Source organism: Marvinbryantia sp. (assembly GCF_047017445.1).
Lineage (GTDB): Bacteria > Bacillota > Clostridia > Lachnospirales > Lachnospiraceae > Marvinbryantia.
The window spans coordinates 1-22672 of record NZ_JBKXTT010000008.1 but is presented as its reverse complement, the minus strand read 5'-3'; the positions used below and the strand labels follow the sequence as shown (position 1 = coordinate 22672).

General features: G+C 40.9%; 29 protein-coding genes. 3 read left to right on the top strand and 26 right to left on the bottom strand.

Annotated features, from left to right (window positions below):
- Positions 1-654: 654 nt before the first annotated feature.
- Entirely contained in the window at positions 655-1020 is a 366-nt protein-coding gene (locus ACLU9Q_RS10690; protein WP_412625223.1) for a helix-turn-helix transcriptional regulator, read from the top strand.
- Between the two features lie 265 nt (positions 1021-1285).
- On the opposite strand, the gene ACLU9Q_RS10685 is transcribed toward ACLU9Q_RS10690, so the two are convergent.
- The 20 genes from ACLU9Q_RS10685 to ACLU9Q_RS10590 all read right to left on the bottom strand — a co-directional run bounded on the left by ACLU9Q_RS10685 (position 1286) and on the right by ACLU9Q_RS10590 (position 17566).
- Positions 1286-2650, bottom strand: a complete 1365-nt coding sequence (locus ACLU9Q_RS10685) for a sensor histidine kinase (RefSeq protein WP_412625222.1) — start codon at positions 2648-2650, stop codon at positions 1286-1288.
- Positions 2641-3300, bottom strand: a complete 660-nt coding sequence (locus ACLU9Q_RS10680) for a response regulator transcription factor (protein WP_412625220.1) — start codon at positions 3298-3300, stop codon at positions 2641-2643. Before ACLU9Q_RS10680 ends, ACLU9Q_RS10685 begins: the two co-directional genes overlap by 10 nt.
- A gap of 61 nt (positions 3301-3361) precedes the next feature.
- Positions 3362-4177: a NisI/SpaI family lantibiotic immunity lipoprotein gene (locus ACLU9Q_RS10675; protein WP_412625219.1), complete on the bottom strand. Its 816-nt coding sequence runs from the start codon at positions 4175-4177 to the stop codon at positions 3362-3364.
- A complete protein-coding gene (locus ACLU9Q_RS10670; protein WP_297873978.1) occupies positions 4170-4901 on the bottom strand; it encodes a lantibiotic immunity ABC transporter MutG family permease subunit in 732 nt (243 codons plus the stop codon). Before ACLU9Q_RS10670 ends, ACLU9Q_RS10675 begins: the two co-directional genes overlap by 8 nt.
- Position 4902: 1 nt before the next feature.
- Positions 4903-5625, bottom strand: a complete 723-nt coding sequence (locus ACLU9Q_RS10665) for a lantibiotic immunity ABC transporter MutE/EpiE family permease subunit (protein ID WP_297873979.1) — start codon at positions 5623-5625, stop codon at positions 4903-4905.
- Between the two features lie 3 nt (positions 5626-5628).
- Complete coding sequence (locus ACLU9Q_RS10660; RefSeq protein ID WP_297873980.1) at positions 5629-6330, bottom strand: lantibiotic protection ABC transporter ATP-binding protein; 702 nt, start codon at positions 6328-6330, stop codon at positions 5629-5631.
- Positions 6331-6474: 144 nt separating this feature from the next.
- Positions 6475-6687, bottom strand: a complete 213-nt coding sequence (locus tag ACLU9Q_RS10655; protein ID WP_412625268.1) for a winged helix-turn-helix domain-containing protein — start codon at positions 6685-6687, stop codon at positions 6475-6477.
- Positions 6671-7693 carry a sensor histidine kinase gene (locus ACLU9Q_RS10650; protein ID WP_412625218.1) on the bottom strand — a complete coding sequence of 341 codons (1023 nt, stop codon included), beginning with the start codon at positions 7691-7693 and terminating at the stop codon, positions 6671-6673. The genes ACLU9Q_RS10655 and ACLU9Q_RS10650 overlap by 17 nt, the downstream gene beginning before the upstream one ends.
- Complete coding sequence (locus ACLU9Q_RS10645; protein WP_412625217.1) at positions 7690-8370, bottom strand: response regulator transcription factor; 681 nt, start codon at positions 8368-8370, stop codon at positions 7690-7692. Before ACLU9Q_RS10645 ends, ACLU9Q_RS10650 begins: the two co-directional genes overlap by 4 nt.
- Before the next feature lie 36 nt (positions 8371-8406).
- Complete coding sequence (locus ACLU9Q_RS10640; protein ID WP_412625216.1) at positions 8407-10470, bottom strand: FtsX-like permease family protein; 2064 nt, start codon at positions 10468-10470, stop codon at positions 8407-8409.
- Positions 10460-11233, bottom strand: coding sequence for an ABC transporter ATP-binding protein (locus tag ACLU9Q_RS10635; RefSeq protein WP_235250354.1), 774 nt, complete (start codon positions 11231-11233; stop codon positions 10460-10462). Before ACLU9Q_RS10635 ends, ACLU9Q_RS10640 begins: the two co-directional genes overlap by 11 nt.
- Before the next feature lie 179 nt (positions 11234-11412).
- A complete protein-coding gene (locus tag ACLU9Q_RS10630; protein WP_412625266.1) occupies positions 11413-11826 on the bottom strand; it encodes a winged helix-turn-helix domain-containing protein in 414 nt (137 codons plus the stop codon).
- 70 nt (positions 11827-11896) lie between these two features.
- Complete coding sequence (locus ACLU9Q_RS10625; protein WP_412625215.1) at positions 11897-12631, bottom strand: ABC transporter permease; 735 nt, start codon at positions 12629-12631, stop codon at positions 11897-11899.
- A 3-nt stretch (positions 12632-12634) separates the two neighbouring features.
- On the bottom strand, positions 12635-13393 hold the full coding sequence (locus ACLU9Q_RS10620) for an ABC transporter permease (RefSeq protein ID WP_412625214.1): 759 nt from the start codon (positions 13391-13393) through the stop codon (positions 12635-12637).
- Positions 13386-14309, bottom strand: a complete 924-nt coding sequence (locus ACLU9Q_RS10615; RefSeq protein WP_412625213.1) for an ABC transporter ATP-binding protein — start codon at positions 14307-14309, stop codon at positions 13386-13388. The genes ACLU9Q_RS10620 and ACLU9Q_RS10615 overlap by 8 nt, the downstream gene beginning before the upstream one ends.
- 43 nt (positions 14310-14352) lie before the next feature.
- Positions 14353-14697: a response regulator gene (locus ACLU9Q_RS10610; RefSeq protein ID WP_412625212.1), complete on the bottom strand. Its 345-nt coding sequence runs from the start codon at positions 14695-14697 to the stop codon at positions 14353-14355.
- 21 nt (positions 14698-14718) lie between these two features.
- Complete coding sequence (locus tag ACLU9Q_RS10605) at positions 14719-15063, bottom strand: YxeA family protein (protein ID WP_412625211.1); 345 nt, start codon at positions 15061-15063, stop codon at positions 14719-14721.
- 17 nt (positions 15064-15080) lie between these two features.
- Positions 15081-15854 carry an ABC transporter permease gene (locus ACLU9Q_RS10600; protein ID WP_412625210.1) on the bottom strand — a complete coding sequence of 258 codons (774 nt, stop codon included), beginning with the start codon at positions 15852-15854 and terminating at the stop codon, positions 15081-15083.
- A 10-nt stretch (positions 15855-15864) separates the two neighbouring features.
- Positions 15865-16650 carry an ABC transporter permease gene (locus ACLU9Q_RS10595; RefSeq protein ID WP_412625209.1) on the bottom strand — a complete coding sequence of 262 codons (786 nt, stop codon included), beginning with the start codon at positions 16648-16650 and terminating at the stop codon, positions 15865-15867.
- Complete coding sequence (locus ACLU9Q_RS10590; protein ID WP_412625208.1) at positions 16643-17566, bottom strand: ABC transporter ATP-binding protein; 924 nt, start codon at positions 17564-17566, stop codon at positions 16643-16645. The genes ACLU9Q_RS10595 and ACLU9Q_RS10590 overlap by 8 nt, the downstream gene beginning before the upstream one ends.
- A 148-nt stretch (positions 17567-17714) precedes the next feature.
- Between ACLU9Q_RS10590 and ACLU9Q_RS10585 the strand changes: the two genes are divergently transcribed.
- Both ACLU9Q_RS10585 and ACLU9Q_RS10580 read left to right on the top strand, forming a co-directional pair.
- On the top strand, positions 17715-18407 hold the full coding sequence (locus tag ACLU9Q_RS10585; RefSeq protein ID WP_412625207.1) for a response regulator transcription factor: 693 nt from the start codon (positions 17715-17717) through the stop codon (positions 18405-18407).
- Positions 18404-19768 (top strand): sensor histidine kinase, encoded by a 1365-nt coding sequence (locus tag ACLU9Q_RS10580; RefSeq protein WP_412625206.1) that lies wholly within the window; start codon positions 18404-18406, stop codon positions 19766-19768. The genes ACLU9Q_RS10585 and ACLU9Q_RS10580 overlap by 4 nt, the downstream gene beginning before the upstream one ends.
- A gap of 220 nt (positions 19769-19988) precedes the next feature.
- On the opposite strand, the gene ACLU9Q_RS10575 is transcribed toward ACLU9Q_RS10580, so the two are convergent.
- The 6 genes from ACLU9Q_RS10575 to ACLU9Q_RS10550 form a co-directional block, all read right to left on the bottom strand.
- The gene (locus ACLU9Q_RS10575; RefSeq protein ID WP_412625205.1) at positions 19989-20180 is read right to left on the bottom strand and encodes a winged helix-turn-helix domain-containing protein; all 192 of its coding nucleotides are present in this window, start codon (positions 20178-20180) and stop codon (positions 19989-19991) included.
- Complete coding sequence (locus ACLU9Q_RS10570) at positions 20164-20580, bottom strand: 2-thiouracil desulfurase family protein (protein ID WP_178670145.1); 417 nt, start codon at positions 20578-20580, stop codon at positions 20164-20166. The genes ACLU9Q_RS10575 and ACLU9Q_RS10570 overlap by 17 nt, the downstream gene beginning before the upstream one ends.
- Positions 20581-20742: 162 nt before the next feature.
- Positions 20743-21171, bottom strand: a complete 429-nt coding sequence (locus ACLU9Q_RS10565) for an HTH domain-containing protein (RefSeq protein ID WP_178669991.1) — start codon at positions 21169-21171, stop codon at positions 20743-20745.
- A gap of 354 nt (positions 21172-21525) precedes the next feature.
- Positions 21526-21798 carry a helix-turn-helix domain-containing protein gene (locus ACLU9Q_RS10560; protein ID WP_178670147.1) on the bottom strand — a complete coding sequence of 91 codons (273 nt, stop codon included), beginning with the start codon at positions 21796-21798 and terminating at the stop codon, positions 21526-21528.
- Between the two features lie 94 nt (positions 21799-21892).
- Positions 21893-22312 (bottom strand): hypothetical protein, encoded by a 420-nt coding sequence (locus ACLU9Q_RS10555; protein ID WP_178670149.1) that lies wholly within the window; start codon positions 22310-22312, stop codon positions 21893-21895.
- 126 nt (positions 22313-22438) lie between these two features.
- Positions 22439-22672: flavodoxin (locus ACLU9Q_RS10550; protein ID WP_412625204.1), on the bottom strand; the 234-nt coding region annotated here is incomplete at its 5' end.

Here is a 22672-nt window from a genome sequence, read left to right as displayed (position 1 = left end):
CAAACCGGAAAGGTTTTTCAAAATTTTTTCAAAAAAATTTTTCGGGCAGCAGAAATGTTTCTTTTTTCCTTTTAAATAACTAAAACAATTCAGCTTTTCAAAATCGGAAATGAAAACGGAAATTTTTTAAGAAAATTTTTCACGGGCTATATTTTCAATAGAGGCACGAAACAAACACGGAGGACCTCTGCTCCAATAGGAATCGGCGAATATCGTCAGAAATCGACAAAGAAAAACGCCAGGGAGCTTCCATTGCTTCCTGACGTGATGGTTCCAGATATGGTAATAATATGCGTTATAGGTATTATTGTAGGTATTGAACACGCAATATAATGCCTGTCCGTGGGTAGAAAACTCCGCATCGCAAGCTAAGATTTTTTTCGCTGTTCACCCGGCCGGAGCCTGTATCCTTTTACAAAAATAATGCCACCCATGGTTTCCTCCTTACGGCAAACCACAGATGGCAAACACGAATAAGCCCTGCTGCGAGAAGCCGTTTTTTTTATTGGGCCTCCCAACAGGACTTTCATTTATATATGAACAGAATATTTTTTCTGTTTCTCATTTTCGGTATTATCATGCATACTTATCGGTACGATTAGGGAATATGAAAACCCCAATCGGCACGATAGAATATAGGTGAGGTGAACGATTATGCCGAAAGACACAGCAACACATTTAGGTAACTGCATCCGCACTGCACGGCAGGCATGCAGTCTTACCCAACAGGAACTGGCGGACCAATGCCATGTAGCCATTAAAACCATACAGAAAATCGAGAATGGTTCCATGAACCCTTCCTTTGAAATCCTCTGCCCTATTGTGAGGCGGTTAGGAATTTCAGGCGATGTCCTGTTCCACCCGGAACTTTCCGATGAAGACTTAGATGTAAAGCATCTCATAGGGAAATTTCAGGTATGCCATCCAAAGGAACGGAAATTCATGTTAAACACCGTGGATTGTATGGCCGAGCAGTTCCTCTCTCAACATAGTGAGTCCGATACAAAAGACTCTGAGTGAAACCAGTAGGACAAGAATTTCTTGTTGCTGCTGGTTTTTCTCGTTATCTGCCATTATAAAACACCGACTTATGAACGAGTTATGGATGAGTTATGAATGGTATAATATTTTGAAAATCGTTCGACAGAATGTGACAACGAATTTTTTTTAACCACAATTGCAACTGGTGTGATAATCTAAGATTATGTTATTGGATAATTTTGAAGATTTCATAAAGATTTACACAAAAAAACGGGCAGTGTTCTTCTTACTGCCCGTAATGCCACTAACATGGGATTTTTATAATCACATTTGCCCCATGTGTTTGTTTTGAATTCTCTAATATCAAATTTCCTCCGTGCTGTTTTACAATAGATTCTGCGATATACAATCCCATACCAAAATGCATCTTTGAACCGCGACTTTGATCATCCATAAAAAATCTTTCATGAGCATGTTTCAATGCTTCTTTAGAAAATCCATTGCCTTCATCCGCTATTGAAATTTGCGTATTACTTCCCAAATTACACACTTCTACATAAATTGTCCCTCCCTGCGGTGAATAATCCAAAGCATTATTTACGATATTCATAATCGCACGTTCCAATAACATACCGTCAATTTCTAAACTTTGAGGTACGGACAATATATTTTCCTGCAAATGTATTCCTTTTATCTTACACAAAGATCCAATCTGTACATTTAATTTTCGTATGTACTCGCGGAAGTCCACCTTTTCTTTCCGAAACTGGTACCCAACTGCTGCCCTGGATATGTCAATCAATATCTTTATATAGGACTGCATCTGTTCCGAACTTTCCGTAATATACCCAGCGTATAATTTCTGCTCTGCATCCAATTCCGTTTCACTTATCAAATCAATATTTCCTTGAATGACGGTCAAAGGTGTTTTCAAGTCGTGAGCGAGTGCTGCAATCTGTTCTTTTTGTAATTGTTCCGCATGCCATTGCTTCTCTAAAGATATTTTCAGATTGTCTTTCATATTAGTAAAAGAACAAAGTACGTCCTCAAATTCTTTGATTTTTGAATGTCCCACTTCAAAATCAAGATTTTGTTCGGCAACCTGCCTTGTTGCTTCAAAAAGCGGGGAGAGCTGCATCCGCATATTTTTTGCAAACTTCGCTGTCAATATCACACATACCGCAATACAGTTGATTGCTATAAGAATATAAAGCAGAATTTCCGGTGAAGGAAAATGTTTATAAAGCCATTCATTTATAAATTGTGAGCCGATGTAATATTGCAGCACCACATATTCATTTTCGCGGGTCACAAGCAAATACTGTTTGTTGAGGTTTGTATTTATCTTCCCGGATATTGCGTATTCCATAGCTCGGTCTAAATCGTCGCTCTCTAAGGTCGTTTCTGTCACTTGATAATTCTTATCCAGCACCAAATACTTGCAGCCCATAGGAAGCTGCACATCTGTCAAATCCGGCGTTGTAGCAATAACAGGAACAATGTTTTTTGCACTGCGTTCTGAATAATCTGCATAGGTAATAAGTCCCGTACTGGTTCCTGCTAAAATAAGACTGAATGGTATCACCACTGCACCTATTAGCCCAATCAGCAGCATACATAAGAATTCCCAAAAAGACGCTTTCAATGATGTTGTTTTCTTCATTCCCATTTATATCCAATCCCCCAGACTGTCGCTATCGGCTGAATATCCAGTTTGTTCAATTTTGACCGGATATTCTTGATATGAGTAGAAATTGTAGAATTATCACTGTCGCCCTCTAAGCTGAAAACCGCTTCGTAAATCTGTTCTTTTGAAAATACCTGTCCTTTGTTCCTTGCAAGATATTCACAAATCAGATATTCGCTTTTGGTTAAGGCAACGGTCGTGTTATCTACCCGTAATTCTTTTGCAGATAAATCAATTTTTATCCGGTCAAAAGTAAGTGCGGTATGTCGTTCCCTGTGTTCACGTCGTAAGTGGGCGTTTACCCTCGCCCGCAATTCTGCAATACGGAATGGTTTTGTCAGATAGTCGTCTGCACCCAGACCAAGCCCAAATGTGATATCATGCTCCATTGTCTTTGCTGTCATAAAAAGAATAGGGCAGTCCACAAGGGAACGGATTTTATCACAATATGAAAAGCCATCTATATCCGGCATCATAATATCCAGTATAATCAAGTCGTACCTATTCAGTTTATCAAGTGGCACCTGTGCAGCAGAAGTATAAGCGGTCACGAAATGCCCGTCCTTTTGCAGCCCGTTTTTGACAAGTTCTAAAATAGCCCGTTCATCATCAATCATAAGGATCGCTGCCATATTGTCGTCTCCTTTCGTTGTCCTTTTTAGTATAGCACAAGCTACAAGGGCAGGAAAGCTGTCATTGCCGCTTTGCAATATAGTAGTTATTATTTACCTTGACTGCAACCGCTTCCGCTTTATCGGTTCCGTAAATCTCATAGACATCTGTGTAAAACCAATACTCTCGCCCCTGTCCGGCATTTTCCCCGTACCAGTCAATATTGCTTAAATCTTCCTTTGACAAAGGCATTTTCGTTTCTGTATCGAATGTAACACTTTCCGCAAGAATATCAATGTAGCTGCCTAATTCATCATCTGATACCATATCAGACGTTACTTGATAAACCGTCTCGCCACAAAGGAGCTGTGTCGCATTTTCCGGATTGACTTCAAAGCTGTCATTTATAGATTCTTCTGTTTCCTTAAAATCAAAAACAGTATCGCTACCTTTGACATTCTCGCTGATAACAGCTTTATGATACCCTCCGTTTACATCTACAATCAGATAATCGTCTGCGTTAGGAGCTGCATATACATTGAGAAAAGGAATAATGTAAGCGGCTTCCGGTGCTTTCTCTGCCAAATCCGCTAAGGATTGAAAAGTCGCCGTTTCAACATTTTCTTGCAGCAGTATTTTTCCGCTCTCATCTATGGCGGCAAGCTGCCGGATATATCCAATCCAGTCTCCAAGCCCACCATTTGATACGGTATCTGCCAAAATCGTGTAATCGTTACCCTTATAGGAAAAACGCGTTACGTTTTCCGTATTCAGATAGCATTGTTCCTTGTCACTGGAATATTCTTCGATTCTGTCCCGTAAAGAACAGCCTGCAAGAGCCACACAAACGATAAAGGTAAACAGCAAAAATATAATTATTTTTTTGTTTTTATTCATAATTTTTTCGTCCCTCCCAATGAGAAAACCATAATAAAGTTAATAATACACCGCCTATTGTCAATACAGCAATTCCTATCCATTCTGTCCCATGAATGGACAGCACGTTGTTCATAACATCATGCACCCAGTTCATAGACCATGCAAAGGGGATATATCGCCCTATACCTTTTAATTCGATATTACTGTATAGAATACATTGCAGGCTTTCAAATACTCCCCAAAACAATGAGATACCCAGTCCAAACCGAAAGCTAAGGAATAAATGCAGCGCATAAATAATTAAATTGCAAAAGGCCATTCCTGCGGCTGCTTTGACTAACATACTAAGTTGTATGGTATCATCTATTCTCAAAAAATGAACGCCAAGCAGAAAGACAAGGAACAGACAAAACAGCGCGGTTATTCCTGCTCCATATAAAACGGCTAATTTTATCAGTACAACTTTATACCGGTTAGGCACTCCAAGCAATATTTGAAAGTGTGAAGCCTTTTCTTCTAATAAAACATTCAAGCTCACAACAACACTTATCAGCAAAGGGAAAATGGTCGCCGTAAGCTCTAATATCATTTTTAATTTTTTGTAATCCGCTGTGTTTCCATATAGGACATAATAAACAATAAACAGCAACGCCCCAAGAACAGGTACGCATAAATGAATTACTCCAAAGGACGTATGCTTTACTTTTATCAGTTCGGAACGAACCGTCCCCAGAACCCCCATCTTATCTACCTCCTTTTGCAAAGTCCTTTGCGTCTACAAAAGATAAGGCAATAAATAAGAATATTGATAGTGCGACAGGGATAAAAATGGTACAAGAAAAGCCGGGATTTCCTGCAAAAGTTCCATTTAATTCAATCCCCATAAGCGGCTCCGCCAGCTTCGCCGCCCAACAATACGGCATGAGCCACCAAACGGCTGTGTTTCCTAACAGGATAGGAAGAAATATACCAAGTACAGTATTTAGCATTATCGGTACAAATAGTCCTGTTTTACGCGCAAGGTACAGGCACAACGGGATTTGCCAGACGGACGCTATCACAATCGCTATACTGCCTGCTATACTCTGCGGAACAGAATATACCGCTGTTGCCGGGGAAATGATATTGCTGATTGAGATAAGCAATGCTAAAAATACTCCTGCCACAAGCAGCTTTTCAATCAAAATCATTCCTTTTGCCATTTCAAATTTTGAAAGGTTCAAGGGCATAGAAAATACAGAATAATATTTCCCCGCGCTTTCTTCTTTCCGGTGTGATAAGGAACATAAGATTGCGATTGCTCCTGGAAGTAGGAACGCATACCACCAGTAAAGCGTTGTATATTGAAACCCGATAAAGCCGCCCACTATCCATGCAAAAATAGCTGTGATTAGCGGAATGATGAAAAGCAGCTTGTTTGATATTGTCCTTTTGAATTTCAAATACTCTGATTTTAAGTAATTCATACTTTATCCCTCCCTGTGATTGCTTTTCACAACGTCCATAAAAAGCTGTTCCAAATTTTCATTCGCATTAAGTTTCCCCTCATAGCCTAAGACACCACCCGCAATAATGCCGATATGGTCTGCTGTCTGCTGCACCTCGGAAAGAATATGACTGGATAAAATAACGGTAATTCCCTTTTCCGGAAAAGAACGAATTAGTTCACGAAGTTCCTCAATCCCTAATGGATCAAGGCCGTTTGTGGGTTCATCCAAAATAAGGAGCTGCGGATTATTCAACAGCGCAATTGCAATGCCAAGCCGCTGCTTCATACCAAGCGAAAACTGCCCTGCCCGCTTCTTGCCAGTATTCATAAGCTGGACAATTTGCAATACCTCGTTAATTCGTGCATCATCCAAGCCAAGCAATGTGGTTCTCACTTTGAGATTTTCGTATGCAGTCAGATTTTCGTAAAGCGGAGGCATCTCAATCAATGCGCCGATATGCTCCAAATCATTCCGTCTCCACGGATGACCGTCAAACTCAACACTTCCCGATGTAGGGCGCAAAATGCCAGTTAGCATTTTTAAGATCGTAGATTTGCCAGCTCCATTCGGCCCCAACAGACCATAAACCGAATTGCGCCGGATGTTCAGCGACACATTGTTTACCGCCATCTGCCCTTTGAAGTTTTTACAAAGATTTGTTGTTTTCAAAATCATATCCATGTAATCAAGTCCTTTCTTGTGATTTCATGGATAGCATACAGGGTAATTTTGAAGATTCCATAAAGATTTCTTCTTGATTTTTTATCAGAGTACATGAAAACGTCCCAAAGCAGCAATTCTACATTGCTACCCTGGGACGTTCTTTTACCCCACAAACCTATACCCGCTTCCAACCACCGTTTCTATGTACCCATCTCCGATCTTCCGTCTGAGGGAATACACCACATTCGCCACCGTCGCCCCGCAATGCTCCGAGTTCTCTTTCCAGACCGCTTCGTAAATCATGGAATGTGAAAGAACCCAGAGGGGTGGATGATTATTGCGGTAAATAGTCTGTTGGTTAATACGGATTCTCATCAACTACAGGGAACGCAACCTGCATCTCAAATCCATTGCCCCATTCAGAATTTGCGCTCAAGATTATATTTAACCCCTCTGCAATTTCCTTTGCAAGATACAATCCCATACCTGTAGCTTTCTTCCTGCCCTCGCCAGAATCACCCGTAAAACCTTTTTCAAATACATAAGGCAGGTCGCAGCTTCGGACGCCAACTCCGTTATCCTTGATACTTAACACATAACAGCCATCCCTTTGAAAAGACGAAAAGCATAATTCCGGCCCCTCACCACAATATTTTATGGAATTGCCGATAATCTGTCCGAGGAGAAAGTAAGGTCCTCTCCGGTCAGTATAAACTGTATCGTCAGACAAACGGAACTGAATCTGAAACTGTTTTTCATCCAGCAATGGTCTGTAATCATCCAGCACATCTTCGATGCACATTCGTATACAGATATGCTCGAACAGGTAATCTTTTCTCGTACTCTTTACCCGCGCGTAAAATAGCATCTGGTCAACCGATTCCTGTATACGGTTTCGGATATAATCCAGCTTAAAACTCACAATAGGAGATAATTCATCTCTGCGGTTGTCAAGAAGCAATGTCAATAAGGAAAGCGGCGTTTTCGTTTCATGCGCCCATGACTCGACATATTCTTCATAATCGCTTAATTGTGTTTGAAGCTCAGTATAGGCAAGTTGTTTGTCGCGTAGAGTTTTTCCAAGCTGACGAATATATTCTCTTTGTGCTACGCTGACGGTTTCCAACAGTAATTCCTCATGGTATTCATCTGGATTATGGAGGAAAGTTAAAAATGCTTGTTCCTTCTTTCGTTCCAAATGGATAAGTACACCGCACACCAAAGTGAATAAAAGAACCGTAACAAGTACAATCACAATCATTAGGGCATAAAACGCCTGCACATCAGCGAGCCATAGGAGTAATGCAGCAAACAGATCGATCCCCAGCAAAAGCAGAAGCCACGGGATATATTGTAAGAGTGACTTAATGACACGCTTCATAATGGCGCACCTTCCGCTACGAGCCGATAGCCAATTCCACGGACAGGAACAATCTGCTGACACATCATAAGATTTGCCATAGTCTTTTTCAGCCGTGTCAAATTAACCTGAAGCGCATTTTCATCAATAAATTCTGTGGTCCCCCAGATTGCCAGACACAATTCTTCCTTTGAAACGATTTCATCGCCATGTGTTAAAAACACTTCAAGGATTTTTCCCTGATTCTTTGGGAGAATGACAGAATTATTGTGAATATATAGCGTGTATGTTTGCCTATCTAAAAGAAAACCGGCCCCTTCCAACAAATTTGATCGGCCTTCGTATCGCTTCATTACGTTAGACACACGAGCCAAAAGCCGCTCTTTTCTACATGGCTTGGTCAGATATTCGTCAGCTCCCAAATCCAGTGCATGTAATTCATCACGGAGTTGGTCACGAGAAGTAAGCACAAGAACAGGAATGGAACTTTTCTGTTTCACTTCCCGGCAAATCTGGAATCCACTGGTCCCCGGCAAATTCAAATCCAAAAGAATCAGATCAGGGGAAAGCTCCAAAAGCTGTTCCGCCACATCTTCAAATACGCAGATTTCATCGACTTGATATTCTGCCTTACGCAGAATATCCGATAATTCTTCCCGCATGAGAAATTCATCTTCTACAACTGCAATACGTTTCATAGGACTTTCCCCCTTTCTTCTTTATAATCTGCAATACTATTCTTCGCGCTCTGGAACCATCAGGGTCAGAAGGTAATGGTCACTTGTTCGTTTCACAACAGCGATATAAATATATTCTATCACACAAAGCACCAAAATCATAGCGGCAGAAATAATCATCATTTCGGACAAGTTGGATTTTGCCCGAGAGGACAAAATCCCGGTAAGCAATGCACGAACTCCAAACAGGCTGCTAAAAGCGGCCATAATAACAGGAATACCAAAGTACCAGTTAATCTGTTTTCTGGCAGACTTGCACAGAATAGGGTACGCAGCGCCTAAATGAATCAGTGTCCGGTAACGGCGGCTTGATTTCTGTTGACTGATGAGAAATTGTACACCAATAATGGTATTTGCAATAATCAGAAAGATAATCGCCAGGTAAATGGTAATGTAACTGGCTGCTACCATATAAAACAGCTGCCTTCCCATGTTTTGCAGATAACTTTCATAATGCAAGCCTACTTCATCCAGTTTTTTATTCATATCCGATATAGCGGACATGAGGCTTGTATTTTCTTCTGCGCTCTTTCCCAAAACGCCATTGAGATAAATATTATAATCATCCTGTGTATAATATTCAAACACTTCATCCGGTAGGATCAATGCAAAAGATAATGTGATGGAACGATCTGTAACCAAATTGGTCGTCTGCACGGTTCCCGTGAGATAAATCGTTTTTCCATCCAGAAAAGCTTTCGGCCTGTTTTCAAGAATGCTGCGTAAAATTGCTATCCGCTCATCAGTGGTAAACTCGCTATCTATATAGACAGCAGCTTCATCCGAGTCCAATTCCAATTCTGGTAGGCCGGCAGCAGAAAGGAGATGATTATAGCTGCTCGCAGAAATCAGATACGGATAAGTGGCATAGCCAAGATTGTTAAGAAGAACATCTCTGTCTTCAGAAGGCTGCATTTCACGCAGAGCAGACATGACCGCTTCCATCTGGAAAGCATTGTCCGTGTCATCAGTTGTGCTGATATGCCCTACCTTCATCTCAAATAAATCAGAAAATTGAGTGTCTAATTGGTACTCAGACAATGTCTGCCGAATTGCTGCTGTATCAGCACTGTCCTCATTACCTTCAAAAGTATAGTCCAGAACATGCTGCTCGGCCTCTCCGTAGAAACGGGAAATCCCTACACCAGCCCCGAAGCAGCAGAGAGCAGTCAAAATAAGCAGAGAACAGATCGCAAGTGTGCCGGAACGGTAGACAACAGTTTCTTGTATCTGACGAAAATTAAACACATGAAGCTGACGATCCTTTCTACCAGATTTCACAATAACACTAATCACCGACCGGAAGCCCCAAAAGAAAGCGATTGTACCTAAAATACCAAGAAAAACCGTCAATCCCATCATTGCAAACCCGGACCATGTTTCCCCATGAATAGCCATTGTGTAGGCTACAATCAAGCAAAGAATACCACCCAAAAGCGAAAGTGCATAGAAAAATGCAGGTAATCGTTTTTTAGCCCCATCCGGTGTATCAACAAGCAACGAGCCTATTTCCTGCCTACTGATTCTGATGCTGAGAATTAAAAATGCTGCAAATTTAATCATGAGAAATCCTGCTGCTGTCCATAGTACAGCTTTCAGGGAGAAGGATATTTGATGACCGACAATTCCAAGGCCCACCAGTCGGGCAGTAATCAGGCTAATCAGTTCTGACAGCAAAACCGCAACAGGTAATCCGATGAGTAGAGAAACAACACTGTTCCGTAAATCTTCTGCCAGTAGCATTGCAAACAGTTTAATACGGCGCATTCCCATCATCAAATATACACCAAGTTCATGCCTGCGCCGTTCTAACTGAAACTTACTGGCGTAGTAAATGAGGAAAAACAGAATAAACAAGGTCATTCCAAAAAACACAGGAATCATCGCCATCAATCTATCTACTGCATCACTTTCCATCTGAGCCAGAAAAATCATCACATCCTGATTCGGCAACGACAGAATAATGTAAAAAGCAATGATAGAAACCAGCAGCGAGCTAAAGAACAAACCGTTTTCCTTTCGGTTTCTTTTGCTATTGCGGGAAATCAACTTAAAGAACATTTGCGCTGCCACCTCCTAACTGCGCCATTACCTTCAAAATGCGGGAATAAAATTCCTGCTGGGATTCATTCGGGATATCCCGGCGAAGCTCATGGAAGATAATGCCATCCTGAATAAACAGAATCCGCTTGCAGTAACTGGCTGCATTGGAGTCATGCGTTACCATCAGAATCGTAGTATTTGCATCCTGATTTAGTCCGGAAAGTTTCTCCATCAGCGCCTTTGCATTTTTGGAATCCAAGGCACCAGTAGGCTCATCAGCGAGAATAATTCCTGGATTGAGAATCAATGCCCTGGCCGCGGCAATTCTCTGTTTTTGTCCACCGGACATCTGAGATGGGAATTTATTCAGGACATCTTTTACCTCCAAATAGGAAGCCAACCTTTCCAAACGCTTATTGCTTTCTTTTTCCGATACACCGTGGAGAGATAGCGGAAGCAGAATGTTTTCACGCCCAGTCAGATTATCAAGCAGCTCAAAGTTCTGGAACAGATAGCCAATCTCTTTTCCTCGATAGTCAGCCAGAACCGCCCCTTTGAGCGTTTGTATCTGTCTACCGTTCATTATAATACTGCCACTGCTGGGCTGGATTACAGTGGCAATACAATTCAGTAAAGTGGATTTGCCCGATCCGCTACTTCCCATAATACCCAAAAACTCTCCCGGCATCACCTGAAATGTAATGCCGTCTAATGCCTTTGTCTGGCTTTTTGCTTTGCCATAATATTTTTTCAAAGATTCAATCTCAAGAATAGGTTTCATTTCATTACCTCCTTTGGTTCTGTCCATATCATACCACAAGGCGAATCTATAAAACACTTACAGTCAATGAAAGGTTTGTATTAAAATTCTGATATCCTCTTAGTTATACAAAAAGGTGAGGACTTCTTTTTCAGAAGTTTCCTCACCCTGCTATTTTATGATTTCATTACTACTTATTTCTATAATTCTGGTTCCCTCACAAACCGATACCCGCTCCCAACCACAGTTTCTATGTACCCATCTCCGATCTTCCGTCTAAGGGAACACACCACATTCGCCACCGCCGCCCCGCAATGCTCCGAGTCCGCTTTCCAGACCGCTTCGTAGATCTGCTCTTTTGACAGAACCCAGAATGGGTGTTGGGCTAGGTAGAGTAAGGTAAAGAACTCATAGTGGGTGAGAGCTATGGGAATGCCATTGTGGTAGACAGTCTGTTCGTTGATGCGGATTTCCAGATTGGGGAAGGTGAGGATGTTTCTTTGCTCTCCTGGCACTGATAGTTTTGTAACTTGACACTGTACATTATCAGAAAGATATTTCACTACATCTTGAAGGAGAGATTTATCTGCTTCAATCATTAAAACATTTACCATTTCATTCACCCCATTCCTGCTTGCATATCACTTCATTTTTATATGCATGGTTTCCTCTAGTGCATTTTCTTCATGAAACAGGGTATTCTTGCTTCCTATACATGAACACATAAATAATGACGGACAGAAGTAAATAAAGCACTATTGCAAGGCAAGAAAATGGTATCTTCAGCACAGTAGTATATATTGAATCGCATTGTATAAATGAAAAGCAGTATGTTATAGGGTGCCAATTTACAGCCCTTCCATTGGCAACAAAAACACCTGATACACCAAGCAACAATGATAATGTGGCACCCCACAAATACTTCCCCTTTGCTTTTGAAAACCATAGGATAATAGGGAGGGTTCCAACAAGGACACAAACAGGCGAAATAAAGTTTGAAATGACAATCTTCCAAATATCTGTAATTGCTATTTGTGAGCAATTCATAACCATACCAGTCAGTATCAAAACAATGTTCGAAAACAGCCCTATCCATATCGAAAGACTAAACGCAACTAAAACTTTCGCTTTAATCACACGGCCCCAACGAACAGGTATTGTAAATAAATTCTTTTGCGTGTTCTGAGTATACTCTCTATCAATGATATATCCACCAATAAGAGATAGACAAAAAGGCAAAACCAACAATACATTATTGTATGTAAACATACTTGCTAACTGTTCAAAAGTTGCATCCTGTATCCGCCCAAGTAATTGAACAGAAGAAATAATCATGCTAAACAAAATGCCGATATAGGCAACATATGTCATTTTCATTCTTTTAATCTTGCAAATTTCCGCCAGATAGAGTTTTTTCATTCGCTACACCTCCTGACCATTATAAATTAAAATGCCTCCAAGCATTGAAATACATACTACAATGACCAGAAGAAACTCTCCCCTAAATGCCGGATAGTATAAAGCGTCCAAACCATATTGTAAGTTTGGAGTATATTCAACAATCGACAATGGATAGGTAATACGGTACGCAATGCAAATAGGCAGATGCAATTTTAGACAATTAAGCATTGTCAACTGCCAAACAAAGAGGAAATCTATAAGCACAAAGCAATTTGCTAAAATCAACGCAATAAGATGCTTTTTATGGAACACAACAATTACCAACAATACTGGCGCTGTTCCACAAACGGCAGCTATTACAGTAATAAAAAGTGCTTTCAATGCTTTTAATACAAAGGCAGACGACATTCCCAAAAATATGCCGCCTGCGAATGTATATAGACAGTTTATGATTGAAAAAATCAGCACAAACGTAAATGCTACTTCAATCTTTGACAGAAGAATTTTGGACTTTGGTACGGCAGTCACAAGTATTGTTTTCAAAGTATCGTTCTGTTCCTCCATCGAAAAAAGCATTACCAGAATAATGGAAAACAAAAAGGGGGCAACAAGGAAATTACCTAATAAAATATTCATTCCTACAAGGTTGCGGAAACGATATCCATTATGCAAACAAAGTGCAAAAGAAAACGTAGGCATAAGTACGCCAACCAACATGATCATTCGCACTGTTTTCTGTCTCTTTACTTTTCGTAATTCGTTTAAATAGACTTTAAGCAATCCCCTCACCTCCTGTTATTTTCTTGAAGTAATCCTCCAATGTATTTTCACAGAGATGCGCTTCGCTTACATCAATGCCAGCTTCAACAAGAGTACGGTTAATCATTGCCACTGGAAATGACATATCATACAGATAAAGAGTGTTTTTGTCCACAATTTTCATACTTTTTATTTTAAATGCACCATCAATGATTTGTGCAGCCTTTCCAGCATCCGATACGGAAAACTGAACATATTTTGCATTCTTTTTTTCCAGTTCTTTCAAACTTTCTTCTTCCAGCAGTACACCGCGGTCTATGATGCCAACATCATCGGCCAGCATAGCAATTTCAGAAAGAATATGACTGGAAATCAAAACTGTTTTTCCTTTGGTACTGCACAGTTCCCGAATGAAAGAACGCATTTCTGCAATTCCGATAGGGTCAAGGCCGTTTGTGGGTTCATCGAGTATTAAAAGTTCGGGATCATGTACTATAGACGCTGCAATGCCAAGCCGTTGTTTCATACCAAGCGAATATTCGGAGAACATTTTCTTATCCTTGTATGGCAAACCAACCAATTCCAAACTTTTCTGAATGGCATTCTTGTCTGTGACATCACGCAAACTTGAAAGAATCTGCAAATTTTCCGTAGCTGTCAGGTTAGGATAAAATCCCGGTGTTTCAATCATTACTCCAACCCTTCGCAAAATTTCTGCCTTATTCGCAGGAAATTGCATTCCAAACATCGTAATGTTTCCATCTGTTATTGGAGTCAACCCCAACATCATTTTCATTATTGATGTTTTGCCTGCACCATTTCGTCCAAGCAATCCATAAATGCTTCCTTTTTGAACATGAATATTTACATGACTTACTACCATGTTCACTCCATAACATTTACACAAATTACTTGTTTCAATTATAAGATTGTTCATTTTCAACTCCTTCACTAACAGTTTACTGCTGTAAGATGCCAAATCAACCTACCATTTCGTTAATTCTGGCAATCAGGTCATAGTCCGTTTTACAGCAAAACACCGCTCCACAGGCTTGTGCCTCATTTCTTAGACGAGTATCATCATCGCCAGACATAAGTAAAAATGGAACTTTCACACCCTTCTGGCGTAATTTTATAAGAAGCTCCAGCCCTGTGCCGTCCCTCATATTAAAATCAGAACATATTGCATCAACAGTAACAGACTCAAGAATTTTCAAGGCATCAGCCACACCCATAGACTCATAGGTTTGGAATCGCTTTTGCAAAGCGGATGACAATATCCGCAAAAAATCCATATTATCGTCCACAATAAGTATTTTCTTCAATTTCGTTCTCCTTGTAAATTACTACTTTGAATATACAGCTTGTACTGCTTCCGGAAGTTCGTCATACTGTACTTCTGCCCAGGTTACTACACCACGAATCGGTGCCACTTTCAGGCAAAGATACGCACCATCGGTCAGGACTTTACTTGTTTCAAATGTAATATCCCGTTCTTTTCCGGTTTCATCGTAGGCATCCAGATTGTATTCGTAGTTCATCGCACCATGTGGATCAATTTCTGTTACCCAACGATTGTCGATCTGCGTATAGTAGTCGGTTTTTCCCTGCGTAGCCAGGAAAGCTACCCCCATACACAGCACGATTAAGACTACTGCACCAATACCAAGCCACAATTTTTTCGATTTCATATTAGCCCTCCTTAATTTTACCGCTTATTTTTAGCGGTTTTTTTGACCTTTTGATTTGTTTTTGTTGTAGATGCTTTATTTTCAGCAAATAAAAGCATAGCAGTACTTATAGCAAACATAAGCAGCAGTATTCCGGCGCTTAAAAATATATTGTAGGCAGTCGTTTCACCACTCTGGTAATTAATAAGCCCTAATCCCGCAGTAACGGGATAAATATTACCAAGACCATGACCAGATGCAAATGTTCCTACAAATCCATAAAAGAAAGAAAATCCAACCCCCGCCATAAAGCTGCCTGCGTGCTGCCCGGTAAATACAATAATCGGAAGAACAGCCACATACACAAAGAGGTTCATTCCAATCATCCTAACAAGGGCCAGTATCATCCCTGCAAAAGAGAAGCCCGGAAAGCGACTTATAAAAAATACAATCATGGTAAAAACAAATTCGATGGCGGCCAGAATAATCGCCAATCCGCCAACGGCAATCAATTTGCCCGCCAGCAATTTCCGAAACGGTATCGGAATCGTCATAATGTTTTTTAACGTGTCGTCTACACGTTCTCTTTCGATGATATAACCAGCAATCAGGGTAATGGTCGCCGGAAAAATCAGACTAAAGTTATTCCAGATCACACTGTTTGAAAAATATTCAAGGGTATGAACCGCCCCATCCGATGCAGTTGCCATAAAGCGGGTAAGCAGAACAACCGTTAGCATCGTGGCAACACCGATCCAGACAACAGAATACCTCTTTAATTTATAAAACTCTGTTTTTGCGATTTTTAGCATTGCTTTCACCTCAACTTTCATGCTTGCTGTAAATCTTTATGATAGCCAGATAAGATATTGCACCGATGATAAAGACAATCAGGACAACCATCCATAGCGGCAGGAAATATGGCTCTATGACTGAATATGCCGGAGAGTCTGGTGAAACAAATTGTGCTGCCTGCCAACGGTAAATAGTGGGTGCAGGGAATATGTTGGATATCAGCTTCATGGCTGGTTCTTCCGATGCAAATTGCCCTCCATACGCCAGCATATAATCAAACATGGTGTAAAAGAATGTCAATATAATTGAAAAGATATAAGAACGGTTAAGCCCAACGATTATAATGACAACTGGCAATGTGCTGGCTGTATATAACACGCTGGTAACAACAGAAATCCATATCTTCTCACCAATGTTTACTAATTCGCTCCCAGCCATTAGTCCTCCGGCCATAGAAGACAGCAGAGTTGCCAATGAGTAAATCAAACCCAAAATAAAAAGAACGGCAATTTTAGCACTCGCAATTTTCACTGGGGAAACAGGAATTGTGTGTAAATTTTTTAATGTATCGTTATCACGCTCCATAAAAAACAGCATGGCCGCCACAATTCCTAAAACGATAGGCAGCATGACAGGCTCTCCCAATGTTACGAGTAGTCCAAAAACAGCATCAAATCCCGTAAAATTTCCGACACTCCCGGCTAATACCAGTGCTGTAAAGGGAATAGGGAAAAGCAGGGCTGCGAAAACCACAAAAGACACAAAATGTTTGCGCTTTAGCTTCCAAAATTCGCATTTAATCAGTTTAAGCAATCCCCTCACCCCCTGTAATCTTTTTGAAGTAATCCTCCAAAGTATCCTCACAGAGATGCGCTTCCTTAATGTCAATACCATTCTCCATAAGGGCGCGGTTAATCTTTGCTACTGGCAAAGTTGTATCATACAGATACAGATTGTAACTATCAGCAATCTGCATATTTTTAGTTTGGAACAGCTTGCTGATAATCTGTGCAGCCTTACTTGCATCCGAAACGATGAAGTGAACAAACTTTGCGTTCTTTGCCTCCAATTCTTTCAGACTTTCTTCTTCCAGCAAAACACCACGGTCAATAATTCCAATGTCATCTGCCAGTAGAGAAATTTCTGAAAGGATATGGCTGGATATCAGAATGGTCTTACCTCTGGCATCACACAGCTCCCGGATAAACGACCGTACTTCCGCAATGCCGATAGGATCAAGGCCGTTGATCGGCTCATCCAGTATGAGTACTTCCGGTTCATGCATGACAGCCAGTGCGATTGCAAGCCGCTGCTTCATGCCGAGGGAGTATTCAGAAAAGAGCTTTTTATCCCGGTACGGTAAATTGACAAGTTCCAATGCGCCCTTGATATAATTCGGCTTGTTAATTCCCCGCAGCTCCGCAAAAATTCTCAAGTTCTCCGTTGCGGTCAGGTTCGGATAGAAACCAGGCGATTCAATCAAACATCCAATACGAGGAAGGATTTTGTTTTCGTTACCCTGCATAGGTCGTCCGAAAATTTTAACTTCACCGGAGGTAGGGGCTGTTAATCCCAACAACATTCTCATGGTGGTGGTCTTGCCCGCACCGTTGCGTCCCAGCAGGCCATAAATCCTGCCTTGCTTTACATGAATATTCAAATTGGAAACACTCACCTGGTTTCCGTATCTTTTTGTCAAATTGTGAGTTTCAATAATATATTCGCTCATGTTCGTATGCCTCCTTTTGTTTTCACATTCAGCATAGCATACCAACTTTGAGATAACTCTGAGGCAACTCTGATTTTTCTCTGAGATTTTGGCAATAAAATAGTCAAGAACGTTTTCTTGAGTTATAATAAGCGCGAGGAGGTGTCACATGAATGACAAAGTAATCCTTGTTGTGGATGATGAAATTGATTTATTGGAAATGATACAGTCTATTTTTGAACGTGCCGGGTTTTTTAATATTTTAACTGCATCTTCGGGCAGAGAAGCATTAAAGATATGGAAAGAACGGCAGCCAGATATGATAATTCTTGACATAATGATGCCAGGGATTGATGGATTGTCCGTGTTAAAAGAGGTACGGGAAACAAGTAATATTCCAGTTCTCCTGCTGACAGCCCGTGGTGAGGCTGAAGATCGAGTAGCAGGATTAGAAGTTGGCGCTGATGATTATCTGGTAAAACCATTTCACCCAAAAGAACTGTTACTACGAGTACAGGTAATTCTGAACCGGACATATCCACAGAAAGAACGAAAAATATATTTAGAGGCTGCTGTGGTTGATCTTGAAAAGGCCGAAGTCCAGCGCGGCGAAAATCAATTCCCACTGACAGGAAAGGAATTAACGCTATTAGAAAAACTTGCTGAAAATGCAGGGCGTATTGTAACAACAGGTTCCTTGTGTGGAGCAGTATGTGGTGAATTCTGGCAGGGATATGAAAGCACACTATCCACTCATATCCGCCATCTGCGGGAAAAGATTGAAGAAAATCCTTCAAAGCCAGTTTCGCTTGTAACAATTAAGGGTGTGGGTTATCGGCTTAATATTAAGGGGGCGAAATGATGAATGCCGTAGAACGTTTTTTTCGCCGCTATATATTTTCTACCATCGGAATCATAGCCCTCTTTTTTGCCGTTAATTTGCTATTGGTGGGGATGTTCTTCATTATTGCATATCTCAATGGTGTCGCAGATTCCAATTTCCCAATCGAGGATTTTTCCAACCATATTGTTGTTGAGGACGGAAAACTAAGCGCGGATACGCAGGCCCTTGAAATATTACACCATGCTGATGCCTGGGCTATGATCCTAAATGATGGCGGCACCGTTATATGGGAAGATGGCCTGCCGGAAGAATTACCGCGATCATACACCGCAACAGATATAGCCATGTTCAGCCGTTGGTATCTGGACGATTATCCTGTGAACATCTGGAAACGGTCTGACGGGCTATTGGTAATCGGTTTTGTCCCCGGAAGTGTTCTCAACCACTACATTTCAACAAATACGGCTTATGTATGGCCGCTATGTATCGGGATTGGCATTGCGTTCATTATCAATATTCTCTTGATGGTTTATTTGTTTGTACGCAACGCACATCGGGTAGAAAAATCAATGGAACCTATCTTAAACGGTATTCAATCGCTTTCACAGGGAAAAGAGTTCCATTTGGAAGAAAAGGGCGAATTGGCTGAAATAAACGCCGGACTAAATCGTGCTGGCGAATATCTGATTAAAAAAGACAACACCCGTGCTGAATGGATACGGGGAATTTCCCATGATATTCGCACACCACTTTCTATTATATTTGGTTATGCCTGTGAAATCGAAGATAATTCCAACTTACCTCTTTCCACGCGGAAACAGGCAACGGCAATACGGCAAAAGAGTGAAAAACTGCGGGCGCTTATTACAGACCTGAATTTAACTACTAAACTGGAATACTCCATGTATGCCTTAAAGAAAAAAACGATCAATGCCGTAGAATTAACCCGGCAGGTTGCAAGCGAATTTTTGAATGAGTTGCCGGAACAATATGAAATTGAAATAATAGAGGATAGCCCAGACAAGCCCATTTTTCTAAATGGTGATGATTCCTTGCTTTACCGGATGTTAAGCAACCTCATAGGCAATAGCATCGTACACAACCCCAATGGGTGTAAGATCACACTTTGTGTTGGAGTGGATGTTGACAGTTGTTATTTTGAAATCAGTGATACAGGATGTGGAATAAGTGACTCACGTATGGCATTGCTGAATAGTGGCGTGTCCATCTCCAGCACCCAAGAGGAAAACAACGGTGCAGATCACGGCCTGGGGCATAAAATTGTACAGCAGATTGTAAAAGCCCATCATGGAAAACTTCATTTTTTGAAAAACCCCCCTCACGGGCTAACCATCAAAATATCTTTACCATTAAAATGATCCGTATTTAAACTCCCCCGAAATCAGCTCACTTGAGCTATTTCAGGGGAGTTTTATCAGCACAAATCCTCTTTTGCGAAAAGGTACAACCGCATTTTCTGTTTTGCGGTAAAGTTTGGACACTCTCTTAGTTATGCGAAAAGGTGGGGGCTTCTTTTTCAGAAGTTTACCCCACCCTGTTATTTTACAATTTGTTGACCAGTGCAATATTTCTATAATTTCATTCCACAAACCGATACCCGCTCCCGACCACCGTTTCTATGTACCCATCTCCGATCTTCCGTCTGAGCGAATACACCACATTCGCCACCGCCGCCCCACAATGCTCCGGGTCCGCTTTCCAGACTGCTTCGTAGATCTGCTCTTTGCTAAGAACCCAGGACAATAATGACTTTCTAAAAATCTTCAGCATCCACAACTTTATATCCGGCTTTAATCAATGCTTGAGCAAACAAACCTTGCCCCTTAATCAGTCTGCCTGTAAAACTCCCATCATAAATCTGATTCACACCACAGGTAGGACTTCTTGACTGGAGAATTACCAAATCAATATCCACGTTTCCAATCTCTCGCATTGCCAATTCAACAGCATGACGGTATTCTTTATCAACATTTTCTCCGTCTATACTCATTACAACTCCGTCCACTAATTCTGCCGATGGCCGGGGAATTGGCAAATCGGCCAACAATTCTGGACAAATTTCAATTACTTCTTTATCCTTTAAAAATTCCATAACTCTTGAGTTGCAATTATTACCACCATTATATTTACAGTTTTTACCCATCACACAGGAACTAACCAATATTTTCAATATTACTCTCCTTCGATATAAATATCATTAATTGTTTCATTAATAATCTGATAGTACGATACCGTACTCTCCCAACTCATTCCGCCAACCAAACCAATGGTTTCATTTCCTTTCCATCTTTTATTTTAATAATTCGCAATTGCTCTCCTATAAACTGGAAAATTACAGTTTTGATTCACAATCTTTTAAGAAAAACCGTAAGGCCATAACTGTAACTGCTATCTTATACTTAACTTCCGCCGCTATCTTTTGGGGCGGATAGGATAAGAATTTTTCAATATCTTTTATTTCGACATCTGCCATTTTAGCAATTGTCTGTTTTGATAATTTATGTTCTGAAATAAGCACTTGTAAAAATGCCCTTAGTTTTAAATCTTTATCCTTTGTTGCACTTGCATAGAGAAACATGATTTTATTGAATATCTGAAAACGATATGTCGGTTCATCTGGCAAAAAATCGATATCCCCTTGTGCCAGATTTTCTACACGATCTACGGGCAATTCTAAATATCTGGAAAGCGTATTCTTATTAAACCCATATACAAAAATAAGTTCTTTTAACTGTTCTGTCACATTATCTTTTTCGTCCATTTTTACCTCTATATATTCTTCACGTTTGTTCCTTTGTTTCAGCATCCAGTATAGCATACGAGTTTGATATTTTCCACATCTCTTTCAATGCACAGACAGCTACTGGTGCATTGTAATAATTTATGGTACGCAAACCACCAGTATTTCCTCTTTTGCGAAAAGGTACAACCTCATTTTCCGTTTTGGGGAAAAGTTCTGACACCCTCTTAGTTATGCGAAAAGGTGGGGGCTTCTTTTTCAGAAGTTTACCCCACCCTTTTATTTTTCCATGAGTATGAACCGTTCGTCCAAGAAACACACAAATTTTATGTATTCTGATTTCTGCATGAGCCGGATTTCTACTATATATAAGTTTTATTTCTCCGTCTCAGTTTCCCCTCCTGCAATCCCCTCCGCTTCCTCCATCGGGAAGTTCGGTATTTCTTCCAGCAGCTTCAATGCAATCTCCTGCTTCAAGTCCTTATCCACATAAGTTCTTACACTGCCGTCGGGCTGCCTTTCTTTCACTGTGGCAAGCTCTGTCATATAATCATCGTAATACGCCATAATCTTTTCTGTTGCCCATTTCTCCCCGGCAACAGCCGCCTTGATGATTTCATAAGTCAATGTATTCTGCTGATCGTCCATGCTCCGTACCTCCAAGTTGATATACTGCTAACAGCATACCATATCTGTGAGAAAAAAGCATCCGCAAGTCCACACTGACAGATGCTTTCACACATTAATACACCTCATCAAAATACCCAATGAACACCGACATCCTTAGCATCCCATCTTTCGTCGAAAATGTCACATTCTCCGCCCGCTCTGCGATCTCCTTTAGCAGTGTTAATGCCTCCCGATCACAGAACTCAAAATGCTTCAAGTATAAATCAATGGTTGCCTGCCATTTCTGGTAATCCACCTCGCCCCGGATTCTTCCTCCGAACTGCCGGACGTAAGCATCACACTCCCCAAGCAGGTATTCATAATCCGCTTTTTCTTTAGGAACCACACGCTTTGGGATTTTATCCATTTCTTCCTGGTACTTCTGAAAGAACCCAACCTCCATTAATGTGTCCAGAAAATCCTTTCTCTCTGACTTATCACTTCGTTCCCGGAATTCCTCTCCGTAGTCTTTTTCATATACTTCATTTTCCATGCTTCGCACCCTTTCCTGTAGAATAATTTACCACTACGGGTAGGATGTTACCATAGATTTCTTATTATTCGTTGTCATGAAAGATAACTTTATGGGTCTATATTGATAAGTTTATCAGTCTTTTCTTTAAATCCCGAATCCTTCTGCCCATGCTTTCAGTTCTTCCGCACTTGCATCCGCAGGGAATCTCTTACCTTCCTTTAATTCTGCTCCTGGGCAGGAAACCGCCAGTTCCTTGTTTGTGTTCCCCATACCGCTGCTGCCAGAAGTTGCCAATGGAATAATCGTCTTTCCGGACAAATCATACTGCTCCAAAAACGTGTTCACAATAGTCGGGGCGACGTACCACCAGATAGGGAA